A 19,854-nucleotide genomic window follows, 5' to 3' on the forward strand; every position below is an offset into this window, starting at 1 on the left:
TCCTTCAGGCCGGTGCCCAGGACTGGTCGTCGGGCAAGGGCGCGAAAATCTGGTCGATGACGTGATCGGTGACGCCTTCGATCGTGGCGGGCTGCCAGCGTGGTTCATTGTCCTTGTCGACGATCACCGCGCGGACGCCCTCGGCGAAATCGGGGCGCTGGACGACGCGCGACGCGACCGCGAATTCCTGCCGCATCTCGTCCTCGAAGCTCGGCATGTGCCGGCCCTGACGGACAAGATGGAGCGAGACCTTCATCGCCTGCGGGGACTTGGTCGCGAGCGTCGCGAGTTGCTCCCTGGCCCATAGCCCGCCATCGGCGGCGAGCGCGGCGACGATCTCCTCGAGCGTGTCGGCGGCGAACAGCCGGTCGATATCGTCGCGCTGCGTGAGGATCGCGGCGTCGCCGGGGGCTTCGGAGAGGGCGTCGAGCGTTGCGGCGATCGCCTGCGGGTCAGCGGCAATCTCGGCCTTGGCCTGGTCGAGCGTTGCGGCGGGGAGGTAGTGCGTGGCGAGGCCGAGCGCGAGGCAATCGGCGCCCGTCAGCCGCGCGCCGGTGAGCGCGATATACTCGCCGAGATGCCCGGGCAGGCGCGAGAGATACCAGCCGCCGCCGACATCGGGAAACAGGCCGATCCCGGTCTCGGGCATGGCAAGCTTCGTGTTCTCGGTCGCGACCTTGAACTTGGCGGGCTGAGAGATGCCGACGCCGCCGCCCATGGTGATGCCGTCCATGAACGCGACGACCGGCTTGGCATAGGTAAACAGCGCGTGGTTGAGCTGGTATTCGAGGCGGAAAAAGGCGCGCGCAGCCTCGCCGTCGCCGGCACCGCTTGTCGCGATCATCCGGATGTCGCCGCCGGCGCAGAAGCCGCGTCCGTCGGCATGATCGATCAGCACCGCCTCGACATCGGTATCGCCGCGCCACGCGGCGAGCGCCTCTAGCATAGTGGCGCACATCTCGGTGTTGAGCGCGTGTAGCGCCTTGGGGCGGTTGAGCCGCATGCGGCCGATGCGGCCTTCGGTGAAAGTGAGGAGGTCCTGGGTCACTGGCGGGTAAGCTCACGGCCGATGATCATGCGCATGACCTGGTTGGTGCCTTCGAGGATCGAATGGACGCGCAGGTCGCGCCAGAAGCGTTCGATCGGATAGTCCTGGAGATAGCCATAGCCGCCATGGAGCTGGAGCGCGCGGTCGACCACGCTGCTGCCGGTGTCGGTTGCGAGGCGCTTGGCCATGGCCGCGAAGCGAGTCTTGTCGGGCGCGCCGGCGGTGACCTTGGCGGCGGCTAGATAGAGGAGCGCGCGTGCGGCCTCGAGTTCGGTCGCCATGTCGGCGAGGACGAACTGGGTGTTCTGGAAGTCGGCGATCGGCTTGCCGAACTGCTGGCGTTCCTTGGTATAGGCGATCGCCTCGTCGAGGCAGCGCTGCGCGCCGCCCAGCGAGCAGGCGCCAATGTTGAGCCGCCCGCCGTCCAGCCCCATCATCGCGAAACGGAAGCCCTCGCCTTCGCCGCCGACGCGGTTCTCGACCGGCACGCGGACATCCTCGAAGGTAACCTGGCGGGTGGGCTGAGAATGCCAGCCGAGCTTGCGCTCGTTGGCGCCGAAGCTGACGCCGGGCATGTCCTTCTCGATGACGAGGCAGGAGATGCCCTTGGGGCCGTCCTCGCCGGTGCGGACCATCGTGACGTAGACTTCGTTCTCACCGGCGCCCGAGATGAACTGCTTCGAGCCGTTGACCATATAATGGCCGCCGTCCAGCACCGCGCGGGTCTTGAGCGCGGCGGCGTCGGAGCCCGATGACGGCTCGGTGAGGCAATAGCTCGCCAGCCGCTCCATCGTGATCAGGCTCGGGAGGTATTTGTCCTTGATCGTCCGCGACCCGAAGGTGTCGATCATCCAGCTCGCCATGTTGTGGATCGAGATGAACGCGCTGGTCGAAGGACAGCCATAGGCCATCGCCTCCATGATCAGCGCCGCCTCGAGCCGGCCGAGTCCGATCCCGCCCGATTCCTCCGAGACGTAGATCGAGGCGAAGCCGAGCTCGGCCGCGGCCTTGATCGTCTCGCGCGGGAAGATGTGCTTCTCGTCCCATTCCGCGGCGTGCGGCGTGATCGCATCGGCCGTGAACTGGCGCGCCATCTCCTGGATCTGGCGCTGCTCGTCGGTGAGGTCGAATTGGTTGGTCATGGGGCTTTCTCATGCAACACGCGCTCGGCGAAGAGGCGGTTGGCGAGGGGGATCTGATTGCGTTCGTACCAGCGCGGGGCGGGGAGGCCCTTCTCCCAGGCGAGCAGCTCGGTGAGCGTGCCGTTGGCGCTGGGGACATCGGGGGCGGCGGTCTTGAGCGGATCGGCGTAGGCGAAATCGGCGGTGACGATCTGCCAGCCATCCGCCCGGAGCGCCTTGACGAGATCGGCGATGTAGAGCGCGGCGATGTCCGTCTCGTGGAGCAGCATGACGTGCGGCGGCGAGCGGCCGATCGTCTTGACCATCAGTGCATCGGCAAAGTCGGCGGCCTGGACGTGGGTCTCGACATAGAGGTCGCGCAGCGCGGCCATGTCGATGGTCTTGCCAGCCTTTTTCGCGTCGATCGTCAGCTGCTCGATGTTCCAGTCCGAGCCCTCGGCGGTGACATAGCCGTTGGTCAGGCCGCGGGACGCGAGGCCGGCGCGGACGGCGTCGCGCTTGGCCTTGTCCTTGCCGCCTTCATCGAGAAACGGATAGCGGAACCAGGGGCGGCGGCCGGGACGCGGCTTGAGCCAGGCTTCGGCCTTATCGATGTCGGCGAGATAATCCGCGACCGCTGACTGGTTGAGGTGCGGATGGCTGAAGCTGTGGTTGGCGAGGACGTGCCCGGCGCGGACATAGGCATCGACCATCGCCGCGTCGCCGGGCTCGCGGATATTGCCCGGATTGACGAAGAACGCCGCCTGCTCGACGCGTGCTTTCTTCAGCGCCGCGATTAGCCGCGTACTACGCTCCTGCCTGGTGAGGAAGGCGCCGGCGCCGCGCGGCGCGTCATCGAAGGTGAGCGCGATGCGCTTCTGCGCGGTCGCCGCCGGGGCGAGCGTGAGCAGGATCAGCGCGAACGCAGCGGCGATGCTTCGGATCATGCGCATTTCCGATAGCGCAGCGCGCCGGGCATCGCATCGGCGCCCTGCTCGCGGCGGATCAGCGTGCTGCCGCCATCCTGTCCGTCGAGCACCATGCGCCGAGTCCAGCTCTGGCCCTCGCCCGACATGGCGAAATCGGCGACGATGCGGCTGGCATCGCGCTCCGCGACCCTGCCCAGCGTACCGCGCGATTCATAGAAGCTCAGCGTGCCGGTGGTGATCGTCAGCAGCCCCTTGGCGTCGCCGCGCTTCGAGGTGCAATCGGCGGCGACGAGGCCCCAGCGACCCTGCAGCGTGGCGGGGATGCCGGTGCCGCCGTCTGGAACGGGCATGGATGAAGGCGAGGCCGAAGCGGTCGGCGACGGAACAGCGGTTGGACTCGGCTCGGCGGCCTGGGGCGGGGCGGGCAGCGTGACGGTCTCGTTGCGCGGGATGGCGATCGTGTCGTTCGAAGACGCGGGCTCGCGATCGCCGCCGCAGCCCGCGAGCGAGAGGGCGGCGAGGGTGAGGGCTGGGATCATCGCAATGTTGCGCATGCTCGGTCTTTCAAGTCGTTCGAGTCGCTAGGCCAACGTCTGCCGATAGCGGGTCGATCCGCTCAGCCCATCGTCGGGATGACGAACGCGTCCTGGATGCGAGACGGGCCGCCGTCCTCGCTGCCGCCGGGAAGCGCAGAACCGTCGGGCCAACGCTGGGTGACGGTCTTGACCTTGGTCCAGAAGCGGACGCCTTCCATGCCGTGCTGGTTGACGTCGCCGAACGCGCTTCGCTTCCAACCGCCGAAGCTGTGATAGGCGACGGGCACCGGGATCGGCACGTTGATGCCGACCATGCCGACATTGACGCGCGCCGCGAATTCGCGCGCAGCATGGCCGTTGCGCGTGAAGATTGCGACGCCGTTGCCATATTGGTGCTCGCTCGGCAGGCGCAGCGCGGTCTCGAAATCGGGGGCGCGGACGATCTGGAGAACCGGGCCGAAAATCTCTTCCTTGTACGACTGCATATCGGTGGTGACGCGGTCGAACAGCGACGGGCCGATGAAGAAACCCTCTTCATGGCCCTGAAGCTGGAAGCCGCGGCCGTCGACGACGAGCTCGGCGCCTTCGTCGACCCCGGTCTGGATCCAGTTCTCGACGCGCTGCCTGTGTGCGGCGTTCACGACGGGGCCGTAATGCGCATCATTATCAGTAGAGACGCCCACGCGCAGCGAACGAATCGCAGGAAGCAGCTTTTCGCGGAGTGCGTCGGCGGTCTTGTCGCCGACCGGGACGACCACCGGCAGCGCCATGCAGCGCTCGCCGGCCGAGCCGAACGCGGCGCCCGAGAGATCGGCGACGACTTGGTCGAGATCGGCATCGGGCATGACGATGCCGTGGTTCTTGGCGCCGCCCATCGCCTGGACGCGCTTTCCGGCATCGACGCCGCGGCGATAGACATAATGCGCGATGTCGGAGGAGCCGACGAAGCTCACTGCCGAGATCGCGGGGTGGTCGAGGATCGCGTCGACCATTTCCTTGTCGCCATGGACGACCTGGAGGATGCCTTCGGGTAGCCCGGCCTCGAGCATCAGCTCGGCGAGGCGGACGGGGACAGACGGGTCGCGCTCGCTGGGCTTGAGCAGGAAGGCGTTGCCGCAGGCGATCGCGACGCCCGACATCCACAAGGGGATCATCGCCGGGAAATTGAACGGGGTGATGCCCGCGCCGATGCCGAGCGGCTGGCGCATCGAATAGACGTCGATGCCGGGGCCGGCGCCCTGGGTGTATTCGCCCTTGAGGACATGCGGGATACCGCAGGCGAATTCGATGACTTCGAGGCCGCGCTGGATGTCGCCCTTGGAGTCGGCGATGACCTTGCCGTGCTCGGAGGAGAGCAGGTGCGCGAGTGCGTCGATGTTCGCCTCGACCAGCTCCTTGAACTTGAACATCACGCGGGCGCGGCGCTGGGGATTGGTCGCGGCCCAGGCCGGTTGCGCGGCCTGGGCGGCGGCGACGGCGCGGTCGAGATCGGCCTGGGTGCCGAGCGACACGCGCGCCTGGACCTGACCGGTGTTGGGATCGAATACGTCGGACTGGCGGCCCGCGGCGGCACCCGGATTCCCGGCGATGAGGTGATCGATCGTGCGCATAAACTCTCCTGCGGCGGGCGCGATGGCCCGACTCGTCGTGTAATTTTATTGCGCAATGGCATAGGTCTCAAGCGCTGTCAGCCCCAACTATATCGCGTCACCCCGGCCTTGTGCCGGGGTCCACAGTGCTGCGGGCTGAACATCGAGAATGTCACGAGGGGGGTGCCGCAGGCGAGGGAACTCCTGCATCTCGAAGGAGAGCATTGGTGGCGCGGTGGACCCCGGAACAAGTCCGGGGTGACGAACTTATGTCGGGAAGGACCGCTTCAGACCTTGGTGCGTCCGATCGGCACGGGGAGGAGGCGGCCCTGTTCGTCGGGGACGATCATCACTTCGACGCCGAAGGCTTCGCGCAGCGGCTGGTGCGCCAGCGCTTCCGCCGCGGTTCCGAAGGCGACCACTTCGCCTTGCTTGAGCAGCAGCACGTCATCGGCGGCGCGGGCAGCCTGGACGAGATCGTGGAGGACTATCACCACCCCCATGCCGTCCGCGGCGAGCGCGCGGAGCTGGTCGAGCAGCCCGAGCTGGTGGACGGGGTCGAGACTGGCGAGCGGCTCGTCGGCGAGCAGCCATTGCGGTTCGCCGGCAAGGACGCGGGCGAGCAGGACGCGGGCGCGCTCGCCGCCGGAGAGCTGGTCGGTGCCGCGATCGGCGAGGGGCATCGTGCCGGTCGCGGCGAGCGCGGCGCCGATCGCCATCGCGTCGGCCTCGGAGGTGCCGGCGAAGGGCGAGCGGTGCGGCAGGCGCCCGAGTGCGACCAATTCACGCACCGACAGGTTCCAATGGACCGTCGCGTCCTGGGGCAAATAGCCGATCAGCCGGGCGCGTTCGCGCGGCTCGATCCGGGCGATTTGGCGGGTTCCCAGGCGGACATGCCCGGCATCGGGGTCGAGCAGGCCGGCGAGCGTCTTGACCAAGGTCGACTTGCCCGAGCCGTTGGCACCGAGGATGGCGGTGACGCGGCCCGGCTGGAAGGCGGCGGTGACGTTGTTCAGCACGCGGCGGTTGCCGAGGCTGACGGCGAGGTCGCTGACGCTCAGCTCCATGCCGACCGCCGCATTTTCAGCAGGAGCAGGAAGAAGAACGGCGTGCCGAGCAGCGCCATCGCCACGCCCAGCCGGATTTCGCTCGCACCCGGGCCGAGCCGAACGAGGCTGTCGGCGGCGAGGACGAGCGCGGCGCCGCCGAGTGCGCTGGGCAGCAAGAGCGCCGAGGGCTTGGCGCCGGTGAGGGGGCGGAGAAGGTGAGGGACGATCAGTCCGACGAAGCCGACCACCCCGGTCACTGCGACGCTGGCGCCGACCGCGAGGCCTGCACCGAGGACGATCAGCATCTGGGTGCGCTGGAGCTTCACCCCGAGCGAGCGCGCCGCCGCTTCGCCGAGCGTGAGGGCGTCGAGCGCGCGGCCGGTGAACAGGAGCAGCGCCGATCCGGTCACGATGAAGGGCAGCGCGAGGTGCACCTCGGCGAAGCTGCGGTCGGTGAGCGCGCCCATGATCCAGTCGATGATCTCGGCGGTGGCATAGGGATTGGGCGCGATCGAGATCAGGAAGGCAGTAAGCGCGCCGGCGAGGCTGGCGAGCACGGTGCCGGCGAGGATGAAGGCGACCTGGCTGTCGGCGCGCCATGCCAGCCCGGCGAGCAGCAGCATCGATCCGCAGGCAGCGACCATCGCGGCGCCGAAGATGACGAGCGGTGCGCTGGCGGCGAAGATGACGATCGCCGCCACCGCGCCGAGCGCAGCGGAGGAGGAGACGCCGACCACTGCCGGATCGGCGAGCGGGTTGCGCAGATAGCCCTGGAGCACCGCGCCGGTGAGGCCGAGCGCAGCGCCGATCGCGAGGCCGAGGATCGCGCGGGGCAGGCGGAGTTCGGCGACGATCCACCAGCGCGGGTCGTTCGAGAACCAAGCGGCGGGGGGCACCCAGATCTTGCCGGCCATCAGCGAGCCGGCGAAGAGCAGAGTGACGAGGGTGGTGAGGAGGATCAGGAGGAGAGGTCGGTTCATGACCGCTCACCTTCACTCTTCCGGTGCTTTGCGCCTCCGTCCCTCTCCCGAGAGAAGTAAGGGGCCTGTCCGGCATGGCTGGGTGGGAAGGGTGAGGGTGACTGGCTCATTCGCCCGCCTCGCGCCGCACTTCGGCCAGCCGCGTCATCGCCTTTGCGATCACCGGCCCGCCGCAATTGACGAGGCTGCGCTCGAACCGCGCATGGTGGACCTTGGCGCGCGCGCGGGCGAGTGCCCAGCCGCGCATCTGCGCCGCGCGCGAGCCGGCGTCGCGGCCGGACTGGTCAGGGACGAGCATCACCCGCGGGGGATCGACCACGACATGTTCGATCGGAAGATAGCCGGTATTCTGGAGCCCATAATGCGCAGCATGGTCGCTGAAGCCTGCCTTGACCATCATCTCGTCGAGCAGGGTGCCGCCGCCGGACACGGTATTGCCGCCGATCCAGAGCAGGGCAGGGACGAGCGGGCGATCGGTCTGTGCATCAGTCACCGCCTTGTCGATCCGCGACAGCATCGCCTCGCCGGCGGGAACGGCGTCGACTGCGGCGGCGATCTCGCGGACCTGCGCCTTGCTTTGGTCGATCGTGCTCGCCCAGCCGAGATAGAGTGTCTTCAGGCCGGCCCGGGCGAAGGCTTCGCGGGTCGAGGGCGACGTGAAGCTGTCGGCGATGACGAGATCGGGTCGCAGCGCGAGGATTTCCTCGGCGGTGCCATGGTTGACGGCGAACCGGCGCGCGACCTCCATCGAAATCGAGGACGCGCCGGGGTCACGCGAATAATGGCTGATCGCGGCGATGCGGTCGGGCGGGATCAGTTCGACCAGCATCGCATCGGCGCACGGATTAAGCGACACGATCCCGCCTCCGTGCGGCGAAGGCTGCGCCGCGCATCCGGCTGCCATGAGGCAGAGAAGCGCGGCAACCCGCATCAGTTGAGCTTGATCCGCACGCCGGCATAGGCTGCGCGGCCATAGGTGCCGTAGCCAGAGACGACTTCGTACTGCTCGTCGGTGACGTTCTCGACACGGCCGTACACTGCGAAGCGATCGCCGATCGGCATCTCGGCGCGGATGCTGCCGAGCGCGAAGCCATCGATCGGAGTGAAGTTGCCCTGATCGTTGAAGCTGTCCCCGACGATCGTCACCGTGCCTCCCAGCGAAAGCCCGAACGGCAGGCGGTAATCGGCCGAGAGACTGGCGGTGTCCTGCGGACGGCGCGCCAGCTGGTTGCCTTCATAGCCCGCCGAACGGTTCTCGGCGTCGGTATAGGTGTAGTTGGCGGTGACGGTAAACGCCTCGACCGGCTTGAGCGCGAGTTCGATTTCGACGCCCTCGGCGCTGGTGCGGGCGATATTGGCGTAGGTGAAGCTGACCAGGTCGAAGTCGATCTGGTTGCGGGTGTCGCGGTGGAACCAGGTCACGCCCAGCTTCGCCGCGCCGCCGAGCGCCGACTGCTCGATGCCGGCTTCCCAGCTCTTGGCGGTCTCGGGCTGGAGGGTGTCGGTGCCGTAGAAGGGCGCGAACAGCTGATAGAGCGTCGGCGCCTTGAAGCCCTCGCCATAGCTGGCGCGGAGCAGGGTATTGTCGAGCGGCTTGACCGCGGCATTGACGCCCCAGGTCGTCTGCCCGCCAAAGCGGCTGTGATCGTCGTTGCGGATGCCCGCGGTGAGCGTCACCGCTTCGACCGGCGTGACGATCGCCTGCCCGTAGAAGCTGGTGATGTCGGCGCGGTACGTATCGGCGCCGTCATAGAAGCGCAGATTCTCGCGCTCGGCACCGAAGGTCACGCGGAGCTGGTCGACCAGCTTTGCGTCGCCGCGATATTCGTAGCGCTCGCTACGGCCGCGATAGAGATAGGCGGGGCCGTCGCCCGGGATCGACGGATCGAAGCCGTCGCGGTTGATGTCGGCGATGGTGAAGGCGACGCGGTTCGAAAGTGGACCGAAATCAGCGAACAGCCCGGCATAGCCATACAGCTCCTGCCCGGTGGTATATTCGTCGGTGTCGGCGAAGCTGTACGCCGGGGCAGGGAAGCCGTCGATCTCGAGACGCGAATTGGCGTAATAGCCGCGCAGGTCGGCGCCGAAGCCCGGTGCGAACTCGACGCGAAGGCGGCCGCTGGCATTATATTGACGATAGCCGTCGGCTTCGGTGCCCGAGGCGGCCTGCGAGACGCCGTCGGTGCGGAAATAGCCGCCGGTCAGCGCGCCCTGGACCGTATCATTGCCCGCTGCGATCGCGGCGTTGGCAGAGATCTGATCGGCATAGCCATATTCGGCATTGGCGCGCGCCGCGATGCCGTCCACCGGCGCCTGCGTCACGACATTCACCACGCCGCCCAGCGCCTGGCTGCCCCAGATCACCGAGTTGGGCCCGCGCAGGATCTCGACACGCTCGACTGCGCTGGTGAGCAAGTTGCCGAAGTCGAACGCCGCGCTGGGCGAGGAGGGATCGTTGGCGCGGACGCCGTCGATCAGCACCAGCGTTTGCGCATCCTCGGCGCCGCGAATGCGCACTGCGGTGAGCGCGCCGGGGCCGCCGTTGCGCGTCGAAGTGACGCCCGGGGTGGTGGCGAGCAGATCGGACAGCGAGACGGTCTGGCGCGTCTCGATCGTCGCGCGGTCGAGCACGGTGATCGAACGGCCGGTAGTCTCGGCTTCCTGCTCGACGCCCGATGCGACGACGACGATCTGGTCATCGTCCGATTGGGCATGCGCCACGGCCGGCAGCAATGCGGCCGAGGCATAGAGAAACAGCTTGAACTTGGTCACGGTAAGACACCTTCGTCAGGGGTCGTCTCGCCGAAAGCTGGCGCGGCGACCCGGTTAAACGGTGTCGCTCACGCAAGGGCATAGCCCTCGTTCGCCCGGTGCACCCCGCCCGCGCAAAGGAATCGACTGTGACTGGCAGGTCTCCTGGCTCCCGGGTCACTGCATTCGCGCCGCCTTCCCGGAAAAACTCCAGTGGCATGATGACGCTAACGCTCGCCGGTTACAGTTGCGGGGGCAGCCTCGGGTTTGAACCGAGTTCCCTTTTCATCCCCCTCGCAGGGGACACCCGTCACGGCCGCGGCCTCTACGCGGGGCGTGCGCTCGCTGCAACTGCGAAAAAATTCCAATTGTCACGGTTGTGTAACCAACGGTGAAGTCCGCGTTTACCAGCACGGCGTAGGGCAGGGGCCATGAAGGTCGCCCAACTTGCTCCGCAGCCAGACCCGAATCCGGGCTGGCTCACCGATGCCGAAGCCGATCCGCCCTGGCTGACGCTGGAGGATTCGCTGTTCAAGGCAGTCGATCTGTTCAACTCGGACACCGACCTGCGGCTGATGCCGGTGGTCGATGCGTCGCACCGCCCGGTCGGCGCGATCTTCGAGAAGGACGTGCGGCGCCTGCTGCTCAATCCGTTCGGCCACGCGCTGCTGCGCAATCCCTATTTCGGGCATGGCGTCGTGCGACATGTCCGCGCCTGCCCGGTCGCCGAAGCCGCGACCGATATCGGCGCGCTGCTCCACGCCTATCGCGCGGCAAGCGGCAGCGAAGGGATGATCCTGACGCGGGGCGGCCGGCTGGCGGCAGTGATCGGCAATCGCCGCCTGCTCCATCTCGCGGCAGAATATGAGCGCAGCAGTGCTGCCACCCGCGTCGCGCGCGCCGAGCGGATCGAGCGCGCCAGCGAGCGGTTCGAAGGCGAAGTCGCGACGCTGGCGCAGGCACTGGGTGGGCTGTCGGCGGAGCTGCAGCGCAGCGCCGCATCGAGCGCGGATCGCGCCGCCGAAGTGGGCAACCGCGCCGTCGCAGTTGCTTCGGCCGCGTCGCAGACCAGCGACAATATGCGCGAGATCGCCGCGCGCGGGCGCGAGCTGGCGGGCTCGCTGGAGCATATCGAAAGCAGCACCCAGGCCGCCGAAGCCGCGGCGGGCAAGGTATCGGCGCTGGTCCGCGCCGGCAGTGCCCGCACCCGCGAGCTGCACCGCGCGGCGCAGACGATCGATTCGGTGATCGCGCTGATCAGCGACATTGCCGGGCAAGTGAACCTGCTGGCGCTCAACGCGACGATCGAGGCAGCGCGCGCGGGCGAGGCGGGGCGGGGCTTCACCGTGGTCGCCAACGAAGTGAAGCAGCTGTCCAACCAGACCGGAGTCGCCGCGGGCAGAATCGCCGCGCATGTCGACGAGATCCGCCGGGGCATCGACGATGTCACGCTGGGCCATGTCCAGGTCGAGGACGCGATCGCATCGATGGTCGACCTTGCCGCGGGCGTCCAGGCGGCGATCGTCGCGCAGGAAGGCGCCACGCGCACGATCGCGCGCAATGTCGAGGAAGCAGTGGGTGCCAGCACGGCGATCCGCAACGATGTCGAGGCGATCGGCGGCACGTCGCGCGTGGCTTCGGACAGCGCCGGGGACATGCATGCGCTCGCCGCGCGGCTGCATCATGATGCGGGTGCGCTCTCGACGGAGCTGGAGGCCTTCCTCGCCGAGCTACGCCGCGCCTGACCTGCCGGCGCTTCCGCTATCTCATTGAGAAGGTGGAACGGGCGGCGCGGGGCGGCGTTGTGGCACGCGAGGAGGACCCCTGAATGAAAAAGCTTCACTTGATCTTGGGATTCACGTCTGCGCTCGCGCTTTCGGCGTGCGGCGGCAACGAGACCACCACGACCACAACCAACACGGTCACTACCGATAACGGCGTCGTCGTGCCGGCGGACGCCAATCTGGCCGACAATGCGCTGACCACCGGCGAGCCGCTGTCGCCGGCGCAGAAATTCGTCAATGAAGTCGGCGCGAGCGACTATTTCGAAGTCGAGGCCGGCAAGATCGCGCAGGACAAGGCCAAGGCCCAGACGCTGAAGGATTTCGGCAAGCTGATGGTCGAGCACCACAATGCTTCGACCGAGAAGCTCAAAACCGCCGCCGGCAAGGCGAGCCCGGTGATCGCGCCCAACCCGGCGCTCAACACCGAGCAGGAAGCCAATCTCGAAGCGCTGCGCCAAGCTGACGACGCGGCATTCGACGCGCTCTACAAGACCCAGCAGGTCGCGGCGCACGAAAAGGCGCTGGCGGCAGTCAAGGCCTATGCCGCGGGCGGCGAAGTCGCCGAGCTCAAGGCATTCGCCAAGGAAGCCGAGAAAGTGGTCCAGGCGCACCTGACCAAGATCAAGAGCCTGTAACCCCCGTTCCAGGCTCTCGAGAGAGGCGTCGTCCGATCGGGCGGCGCCTCTTTTCTTTGGAGTTCAAGCCGCCTGTTCCTGCGCGACATCGGGCACCGCACGCGGCCCGGTCGCAGCGGCGTCGTTGCCGACGCGCTTGAGCCGGCCGTCGACATGGCCGCCATTCTCGATCGTGATGTCCTCATATTCGACATCGCCGAGGATCCGGGCCGAGCGCTCGACAGTCAGGTGCCGCACGCGCACGCTGCCTTCGACCGTGCCGGCGATCCGCGCCGTGTCCGCCGTGACGCCGCCGACGATTCGGCTTTCCGGGCCCTGGACGAGGTTGCCGCACTCGACATCGCCTTCGATGCTGCCGTCGATATGCAGGTCGGCGGTCGCCCGGACGTTGCCGGTCACTGCCATGTCGGGACCGATCACCGAGAACATGCCGCGTCCCCGGCCATTGCCCTGGCCCGATGCCGAACGCTCCTCGCGGCCCTTGCTGCTGAACACAGGCTCACTCCCCCAATACGGGACTCGAAGTCCGTTCCGGATGCGTAGCATGAGTGGGGGCATCCGGCAGACCCCAGAATGCGACGAACGGCTCGTCGCGGAGATTGTCGTTGGCCGCGGGCCGTGTGGCGTGGCGAATCATCAGTGTCGCGGCGGCCAGCATCGCCAGCGCGCCGACGGTGCCGATCGCGGGGCTGTGCAGCGCTGCCGCAACGATCCCGGCGACCACGCCGGCAAGCCCGAGTGCGGCGAGCAGTTGGAGTCTGCGCGTCTGGTGAATTTGGTGCGCCGCGAGCGCGAGCGGGATCAGCAGCGCCAGCGATCCCGGGCCGGGTAGCGACGCGGCAATCAGCGCGGCGGGAAACGCGGCGGCGGAAGTGGGGGAGGGCGTGACGCTGGTCTGGGCGAGATGGCAGGCGAGCAGCCCGGCGCCGGCGGCGAAGAACAGGCCGGTCAGCGACTCGCGGCCAAGCGATTCGAGCAGCTGCCACGCGCCGGGGTGCGGCGTGCCGACTGCGCCGAGCAGCAGCGTCGTCGCGACGGCGAGAAGCGCAGGCGCTAGCCTAGCGGGAATCGGCCGGATGACGGCGCCGTGTCCGGGTGGGTGCAGCATGTTGGACATGCCTTAGCGCCCGATGCGTTGACGCTCTGTTATCCCCGGGGCGCCCCATTGACCGCCTATGCCTGCGCAGCTATAGGCGCCACCGTTCCGCGAGGGCCCCATGGGGCGCAAGACTCGGGGAACAAAGAGCTGAACGTTGCTGGAGACGCAATGGCCCGGGGGGTCAAAGACACCCGGGGCCTTTTCGTATTCTGTAGAGTCTGGGCTCCAGCAAAGTAACCGCCGGATCATCCGGTAACGCAAAGGTGAAGGGCTTCATGCCAACGATCAACCAGCTGGTCCGCAAGGGCCGCGAACCGCAGAAGGCCAAGTCCAAGGTCCCTGCGATGGAGCAGAACCCGCAGAAGCGCGGCGTCTGCACCCGTGTCTACACCACGACCCCGAAGAAGCCGAACTCGGCACTCCGCAAGGTTGCGAAGGTCCGCCTGACCAACCAGCGCGAAGTCATCAGCTACATTCCGGGCGAGGGCCACAATCTTCAGGAGCACTCGGTGGTCCTGATCCGCGGCGGCCGCGTGCGCGACCTTCCCGGCGTTCGCTATCACGTCCTTCGCGGCGTGCTCGATACGCAGGGTGTGAAGGATCGCCGCCAGTCGCGTTCCAAGTACGGCGCCAAGCGTCCGAAGTAAGCCGGTCGCTTTTGCGATCATTTACGGCTGAAGTTTAGAAGGAAGATATCAGATGGCTCGTCGTCGTCGTCCCGAAAAGCGGGAAATCCTGCCTGATCCCGTGTACGGGGATGAGGTTCTCACCAAGTTCATGAATTCGGTCATGCTGGACGGCAAGAAGTCCGTGGCCGAGGGCATCGTCTACACGGCGCTCGAAACCGTCGAGCAGCGCGCCAAGCGCGAGCCGATCGGCGTGTTCCATGAAGCACTCAACAACATCAAGCCGGGCATCGAGGTCCGTTCGCGCCGCGTCGGCGGTGCGACCTACCAGGTTCCCGTCGAGGTCCGTCCGGAGCGTGCCCAGGCACTTGCTATCCGCTGGCTGATCACCTCGGCGCGCAATCGCAGCGAGCACACCATGTCGGCACGCCTTTCGGGCGAGCTGATGGATGCCGCCAACAACCGCGGCAACGCGGTGAAGAAGCGCGAAGATACCCATCGTATGGCCGAAGCGAACCGCGCCTTCAGCCACTACCGCTGGTAAATTTCGTAACTATATGGGTGGAGCGTTTCGGCGCCTCCACCCATCACCGTTCGCCCTGAGCTAGTCGACGGGCTGACCTTCGCGAGAAGCAAGGGCAGGGCCTCGACAGGCTCGACCCGAACGGGGTGAGGGTGGAAACCCCTCAAAAGTTTCTAGCCCGTCGGCGCGTCCGGCACAGGAGTGAACATCATGGCCCGCAGCCATCCGCTCGAGCGTTATCGCAATATCGGCATCATGGCGCACATCGACGCCGGCAAGACGACGACGACCGAGCGCATCCTCTATTACACCGGCAAGTCCTACAAGATCGGCGAAGTGCACGAAGGCACTGCGACGATGGACTGGATGGAGCAGGAGCAGGAGCGCGGGATCACGATCACGTCCGCCGCTACGACGTGCAAGTGGCGCGCCGAAGAGGGCAAGGGCGAAGAGCACCTGATCAACATCATCGACACCCCCGGGCACGTCGACTTCACGATCGAAGTCGAGCGTTCGCTGCGCGTGCTCGACGGTGCAGTCGCATGCTTCGACGGCGTTGCCGGCGTTGAGCCGCAGTCCGAGACCGTGTGGCGTCAGGCCGACAAGTACGGCGTGCCGCGCATGTGCTTCGTCAACAAGCTCGACCGCACCGGCGCCGACTTCTATTTCTGCGTGAACTCGATCATCGAGCGCCTCGGCGCGCGTCCGGCCGTGCTGTATCTGCCGATCGGCATCGAGGGCGGCTTCAAGGGCCTGGTCGACCTGGTCGAGAACCGCGCGATCATCTGGCTCGAAGAGAGCCTCGGCGCGAAGTTCGTCTATCAGGACATTCCCGAGGACATGGCCGAGAAGGCCGCCAAGTATCGCAGCGAACTGATCGAGATGGCCGTCGAGCAGGACGACGACCTGATGGAAGCGTATCTCGAAGGCAATGAGCCCTCGGTCGCCGACCTCAAGAAGCTGATCCGCAAGGGTACGCTCAGCATGGCATTCGTGCCGGTGGTGTGCGGCTCGGCGTTCAAGAACAAGGGCGTGCAGCCCCTGCTCGACGCCGTGGTCGACTATCTGCCTTCGCCGCTCGACGTTCCCGCCATCCAGGGCCTCAAGCTCGACGGTGAGACCCCGGACGAGCGTCCGTCGTCGGACGACGTTCCGTTCTCGGCACTGGCGTTCAAGATCATGAACGATCCGTTCGTCGGCACGCTGACCTTCGCGCGCATCTATTCGGGCAAGCTCGAGACTGCGTCGCAGGTGACCAACTCGGTCAAGGACAAGAAGGAAAAGGTCGGCCGCATGCTGCTGATGCATGCGAACGAGCGTGAGGACATCCAGGTGGCCTATGCCGGCGACATCGTCGCGCTGGCCGGCCTCAAGGACACCACGACCGGCGACACGCTGTGCGCCATCAATGCGCCGATCATTCTCGAGCGGATGGAATTCCCCGAGCCGGTGATCGAGCTGTCGGTGGAGCCCAAGACCAAGGCCGACCAGGAGAAGATGGGCGTCGCCCTCAATCGCCTGGCGCGCGAGGACCCGTCGTTCCGCGTGACTTCGGACGCGGAGAGCGGCCAGACCATCATCAAGGGCATGGGCGAGCTCCATCTCGAGATCCTGGTCGATCGCATGAAGCGCGAATTCAAGGTCGAGGCCAATGTCGGCGCGCCGCAGGTTGCGTATCGCGAATATCTCGGCAAGCCGGTCGATATCGACTACACGCACAAGAAGCAGTCGGGCGGCACCGGTCAGTTCGGCCGCGTGAAGGTCAAGCTCACGCCGGGCGAGCGCGGTTCGGGCATCATCTTCAAGGACGAGATCAAGGGCGGTAATATTCCCAAGGAATATATCCCCGCGATCGAAAAGGGCTTCCGCGAGACGGCTGCCACGGGTTCGCTGGTCGGCTTCCCGATCATCGACTTCGAGATCCTGCTGTATGACGGCGCCTACCATGACGTCGACTCGTCGGCACTGGCGTTCGAAATCTGTGCCCGCGGCGCAATGCGCGAAGCGGCCCAGAAGTCGGGCATCAAGCTGCTCGAGCCGATCATGAAGGTCGAAGTCGTCACGCCGGAGGATTATCTCGGCGACGTCATCGGCGACATGAACAGCCGCCGTGGCCAGATCCAGGGCACCGATACGCGCGGTAACGCGCAGACGGTGGACGCGATGGTCCCGCTGGCGAACATGTTCGGCTATGTGAACGCGCTCCGCTCGTTCACCCAGGGCCGCGCGCAGTACAGCATGCAGTTCTCGCATTACGACGAAGTGCCCGCGAATGTGGCCGACGAAGTGAAGGCGAAGCTGGCGTAATCCAAAATGAGTCGTTAAGGGGCCGCGTTCGCGTGGCGCCCTTACCGGCCGCGAATCAGAATCCAGAAGGTAGGAAAGCAATGGCCAAGGCAAAATTCGAGCGGAACAAGCCGCACCTCAACATCGGCACCATCGGTCACGTCGACCATGGCAAGACCTCGCTGACCGCAGCGATTACCAAGGTGCTGGCCGAGACCTCGGGCGGCGTCGCAGTCGACTTCGCCAACATCGACAAGGCGCCGGAAGAGCGCGAGCGCGGCATCACCATCTCGACCGCACACGTCGAGTATGAGACCGCCGCCCGCCACTACGCGCACGTCGATTGCCCGGGCCACGCCGATTATGTGAAGAACATGATCACCGGCGCTGCGCAGATGGACGGTGCGATCCTCGTGGTCGCCGCGACCGACGGCCCGATGCCGCAGACCAAGGAGCACATCCTGCTCGCGCGTCAGGTCGGCGTGCCGACGATGGTCGTCTTCCTCAACAAGGTCGACCTGGTCGACGACGAGGAAATCCTCGAGCTGGTCGAGATGGAAATCCGCGAAGAGCTCAGCAAGCGCGAGTTCGACGGCGACAACATTCCGATCATCCGTGGTTCGGCGACCGCAGCCCTTTCGGGTTCGGACGACAAGCTCGGCAAGGAAGCGATCCTGGCTCTCATGGCAGCAGTCGACGAGTCGATCCCGCAGCCGGAGCGTCCGCTCGACAAGCCGTTCATGATGCCGATCGAGGACGTGTTCTCGATCTCGGGCCGCGGCACCGTGGTCACCGGCCGCGTCGAGACCGGCATCGTCAAGGTTGGCGAGGAAGTCGAGATCGTCGGCATCCAGGAGACCGTGCGCAAGACCACCGTCACCGGTGTCGAGATGTTCCGCAAGCTGCTCGATCAGGGCCAGGCAGGCGACAACATCGGCGCGCTGATCCGCGGCGTGGGCCGTGAAGAAGTCGAGCGTGGCCAGGTTCTGGCCAAGCCGGGTTCGATCAAGCCGCACACCGACTTCCAGTCGTCGGTCTACGTGCTGTCGAAGGACGAGGGTGGCCGTCACACGCCGTTCTTCGCCAACTATCGTCCGCAGTTCTACTTCCGTACCACGGACGTGACCGGCACGATCGAGCTGCCGGAAGGCACCGAGATGGTCATGCCGGGCGACGAAGTCGCACTGGGCATCAAGCTCATCGCGCCGATCGCCATGGACGTTGGTCAGCGCTTCACGATCCGTGAAGGCGGCCGCACCGTCGGTGCAGGCGTCGTCGCGCAGATCGACAAGTAAGACTTAAGGATAAACAGCCGCCCGGCGCTCTCTCCAAAAAGAGAGCGCCGGGCGGTTGCCTTTTTATGAGGGCCCCTGTAAGGGCCGCCCTCCAGTTTTGGGTTTAACAGCAAGAGCCTCGAGTACGAGGCCCGCTCTTTCGCATTGGCAGGTACCATGGAAACGCAGAATATCCGTATTCGCCTGAAGGCGTTCGATCACCGAGTGCTCGACCAGGCGACCGGCGACATCGCCGACACTGCGCGCCGCACCGGCGCCCTGATCCGTGGTCCTATCCCGCTTCCGACGAAGATCGAGAAGTTCACGGTCAACCGTGGTCCCCACATCGACAAGAAGTCGCGCGAGCAGTTCGAAGTTCGCACCTACAAGCGCATGCTCGACATCGTGCAGCCGACCCCGCAGACGGTCGACGCACTGATGAAGCTCGACCTCGCCGCTGGCGTTGACGTGGAGATCAAGCTGGCGTAATGCGCCGCTTCCAGACGAGATTCGCGAGTCTTCCCTAAGGAGATTCGCTGGTTCCTCGACCGGATCGATCCCGATCCAACGCAGGGAACACGAGAGCGCCAAGGTGCACTCAACTACGAGATAGGGATACCGCCGGGCTTGCCCGGGTCTGCGTCCCCCGTCCTCCCGCTCCGGCGGGGGTCAGCCCAGACGGGGGCTCGCATCGAATTTTGGGTTGAGGCACGCACCCGAGGGAATGGTCCCGAGGGTGCCTCTGTATAGGAGCAACAGGTCATGCGCACTGGCGTGATCGCGAAGAAATTGGGGATGACCCGCCTGTTCCAGGACGACGGCCGCCACGTGCCGGTCACCGTCCTGTCACTCGAAGGCTTGCAGGTCGTCTCCATCCGCGAAGAAGGTCGTGACGGTTACACTGCCGTCCAGCTCGGCGCCGGCACGGCGAAGAGCAAGAATGTCGCCAAGCCGCAGCGCGGCCACTTCGGCAAGGCCGAAGTCGAGCCCAAGGCGGTGGTTCATGAATTCCGCGTTGATACCGACGGCCTGCTCGAAGTGGGCGCCGAGATTTCGGCTGCGCATTATGTCGCCGGCCAGTTCGTCGATATCCAGGGCAAGACCCAGGGTAAGGGCTTCCAGGGCGGCATGAAGCGTTGGGGCTTCGGCGGTCTGCGCGCCACCCACGGCGTCTCGGTTTCGCACCGTTCGCTCGGTTCGACCGGTCAGCGCCAGGATCCGGGCAAGGTCTTCAAGAACAAGAAGATGGCCGGTCACATGGGTGATAAGTATCGCACCCAGCAGAATCTCGAGATCGTCGGCACCGACGTCGAGCGTGGCCTGATCTTCGTCAAGGGCTCGGTCCCTGGCTCAAAGGGCGGCTGGCTGTTCGTCAAGGACGCCGTCAAGGTCGACCGTCATGCCGATGCGCCGTTCCCGGCCGGGATCCGTGATCCCCAGCATGCCGGTGAAGAGCATCATATCGCTGCCGTCGAAGAGGGTGCGGTCCACGAGATCGCTCCGCTGCCGGGCGCCGATGAAGTCGCAGCTGGCGTTGCCGCTGCCGACGCCCAGGGCGCCGGTCAGAGCGATGCCGAGATCAGCGGTGCCGCCGACGGCGACACCACCGGCCAGGAGGGCTGAG

19 protein-coding genes and 1 riboswitch are annotated in these 19,854 nt (G+C 66.3%); of the genes, 8 read left to right on the plus strand and 11 right to left on the minus strand.

From position 1 onward, the window contains the following. Positions 1-4 precede the first annotated feature (4 nt). From BXU08_RS18330 to BXU08_RS18370, 9 genes are all read right to left on the minus strand, one after another. Positions 5-1,048, minus strand: a complete 1,044-nt coding sequence (locus BXU08_RS18330) for an enoyl-CoA hydratase/isomerase family protein (RefSeq protein WP_077511458.1) — start codon at positions 1,046-1,048, stop codon at positions 5-7. Beyond that, a complete protein-coding gene (locus tag BXU08_RS18335; RefSeq protein WP_077511460.1) occupies positions 1,045-2,190 on the minus strand; it encodes an acyl-CoA dehydrogenase family protein in 1,146 nt (381 codons plus the stop codon). Before BXU08_RS18335 ends, BXU08_RS18330 begins: the two co-directional genes overlap by 4 nt. Beyond that, complete coding sequence (locus BXU08_RS18340; RefSeq protein ID WP_077511462.1) at positions 2,187-3,116, minus strand: polysaccharide deacetylase family protein; 930 nt, start codon at positions 3,114-3,116, stop codon at positions 2,187-2,189. Before BXU08_RS18340 ends, BXU08_RS18335 begins: the two co-directional genes overlap by 4 nt. After that, a complete protein-coding gene (locus BXU08_RS18345) occupies positions 3,113-3,652 on the minus strand; it encodes a hypothetical protein (RefSeq protein ID WP_171982574.1) in 540 nt (179 codons plus the stop codon). The genes BXU08_RS18340 and BXU08_RS18345 overlap by 4 nt, the downstream gene beginning before the upstream one ends. Positions 3,653-3,714: 62 nt before the next feature. Then, positions 3,715-5,244 (minus strand): CoA-acylating methylmalonate-semialdehyde dehydrogenase, encoded by a 1,530-nt coding sequence (locus BXU08_RS18350; protein WP_077511464.1) that lies wholly within the window; start codon positions 5,242-5,244, stop codon positions 3,715-3,717. Between the two features lie 266 nt (positions 5,245-5,510). Next, on the minus strand, positions 5,511-6,290 hold the full coding sequence (locus BXU08_RS18355; protein ID WP_077511466.1) for an ABC transporter ATP-binding protein: 780 nt from the start codon (positions 6,288-6,290) through the stop codon (positions 5,511-5,513). Beyond that, a complete protein-coding gene (locus BXU08_RS18360; protein ID WP_077511468.1) occupies positions 6,281-7,252 on the minus strand; it encodes an iron ABC transporter permease in 972 nt (323 codons plus the stop codon). The genes BXU08_RS18355 and BXU08_RS18360 overlap by 10 nt, the downstream gene beginning before the upstream one ends. A gap of 106 nt (positions 7,253-7,358) precedes the next feature. After that, a complete protein-coding gene (locus BXU08_RS18365; protein ID WP_253190438.1) occupies positions 7,359-8,108 on the minus strand; it encodes an ABC transporter substrate-binding protein in 750 nt (249 codons plus the stop codon). Between the two features lie 74 nt (positions 8,109-8,182). Next, on the minus strand, positions 8,183-10,024 hold the full coding sequence (locus tag BXU08_RS18370; RefSeq protein ID WP_077511472.1) for a TonB-dependent siderophore receptor: 1,842 nt from the start codon (positions 10,022-10,024) through the stop codon (positions 8,183-8,185). Positions 10,025-10,140: 116 nt separating this feature from the next. Continuing rightward, positions 10,141-10,329: riboswitch (cobalamin riboswitch) on the minus strand. Between the two features lie 105 nt (positions 10,330-10,434). Here BXU08_RS18370 and BXU08_RS18375 point away from each other — a divergent pair. Further along, positions 10,435-11,748: a methyl-accepting chemotaxis protein gene (locus BXU08_RS18375; RefSeq protein WP_077511474.1), complete on the plus strand. Its 1,314-nt coding sequence runs from the start codon at positions 10,435-10,437 to the stop codon at positions 11,746-11,748. An 83-nt stretch (positions 11,749-11,831) separates the two neighbouring features. Continuing rightward, complete coding sequence (locus BXU08_RS18380; RefSeq protein WP_077511476.1) at positions 11,832-12,422, plus strand: DUF4142 domain-containing protein; 591 nt, start codon at positions 11,832-11,834, stop codon at positions 12,420-12,422. Positions 12,423-12,485: 63 nt separating this feature from the next. Here BXU08_RS18380 and BXU08_RS18385 read toward each other — a convergent pair whose 3' ends face one another. After that, positions 12,486-12,917, minus strand: a complete 432-nt coding sequence (locus BXU08_RS18385; protein WP_253190439.1) for a polymer-forming cytoskeletal protein — start codon at positions 12,915-12,917, stop codon at positions 12,486-12,488. 4 nt (positions 12,918-12,921) lie between these two features. Continuing rightward, a complete protein-coding gene (locus tag BXU08_RS18390; RefSeq protein WP_077511478.1) occupies positions 12,922-13,539 on the minus strand; it encodes a hypothetical protein in 618 nt (205 codons plus the stop codon). A 257-nt stretch (positions 13,540-13,796) separates the two neighbouring features. On the opposite strand from BXU08_RS18390, the gene rpsL reads away from it, so the two are divergent. The 6 genes from rpsL (at position 13,797) to rplC (ending at position 19,853) form a co-directional block, all read left to right on the plus strand. Then, positions 13,797-14,168 (plus strand): 30S ribosomal protein S12, encoded by a 372-nt coding sequence (gene rpsL / locus BXU08_RS18395; RefSeq protein ID WP_029936467.1) that lies wholly within the window; start codon positions 13,797-13,799, stop codon positions 14,166-14,168. A 52-nt stretch (positions 14,169-14,220) separates the two neighbouring features. Beyond that, on the plus strand, positions 14,221-14,691 hold the full coding sequence (gene rpsG / locus BXU08_RS18400; protein WP_077511480.1) for a 30S ribosomal protein S7: 471 nt from the start codon (positions 14,221-14,223) through the stop codon (positions 14,689-14,691). Positions 14,692-14,880: 189 nt separating this feature from the next. Next, a complete protein-coding gene (fusA, locus tag BXU08_RS18405) occupies positions 14,881-16,977 on the plus strand; it encodes an elongation factor G (protein ID WP_077512620.1) in 2,097 nt (698 codons plus the stop codon). A gap of 80 nt (positions 16,978-17,057) precedes the next feature. Further along, positions 17,058-18,251, plus strand: a complete 1,194-nt coding sequence (tuf, locus tag BXU08_RS18410) for an elongation factor Tu (RefSeq protein WP_077511482.1) — start codon at positions 17,058-17,060, stop codon at positions 18,249-18,251. Positions 18,252-18,407: 156 nt separating this feature from the next. Beyond that, positions 18,408-18,719: a 30S ribosomal protein S10 gene (gene rpsJ / locus BXU08_RS18415; protein ID WP_029936463.1), complete on the plus strand. Its 312-nt coding sequence runs from the start codon at positions 18,408-18,410 to the stop codon at positions 18,717-18,719. Between the two features lie 273 nt (positions 18,720-18,992). Further along, positions 18,993-19,853 carry a 50S ribosomal protein L3 gene (rplC, locus tag BXU08_RS18420; RefSeq protein WP_077511484.1) on the plus strand — a complete coding sequence of 287 codons (861 nt, stop codon included), beginning with the start codon at positions 18,993-18,995 and terminating at the stop codon, positions 19,851-19,853. Position 19,854 lies beyond the last annotated feature (1 nt).

The sequence above is a fragment of the Sphingomonas sp. LM7 genome, from assembly GCF_002002925.1.
Taxonomy (GTDB): Bacteria; Pseudomonadota; Alphaproteobacteria; order Sphingomonadales; family Sphingomonadaceae; genus Sphingomonas.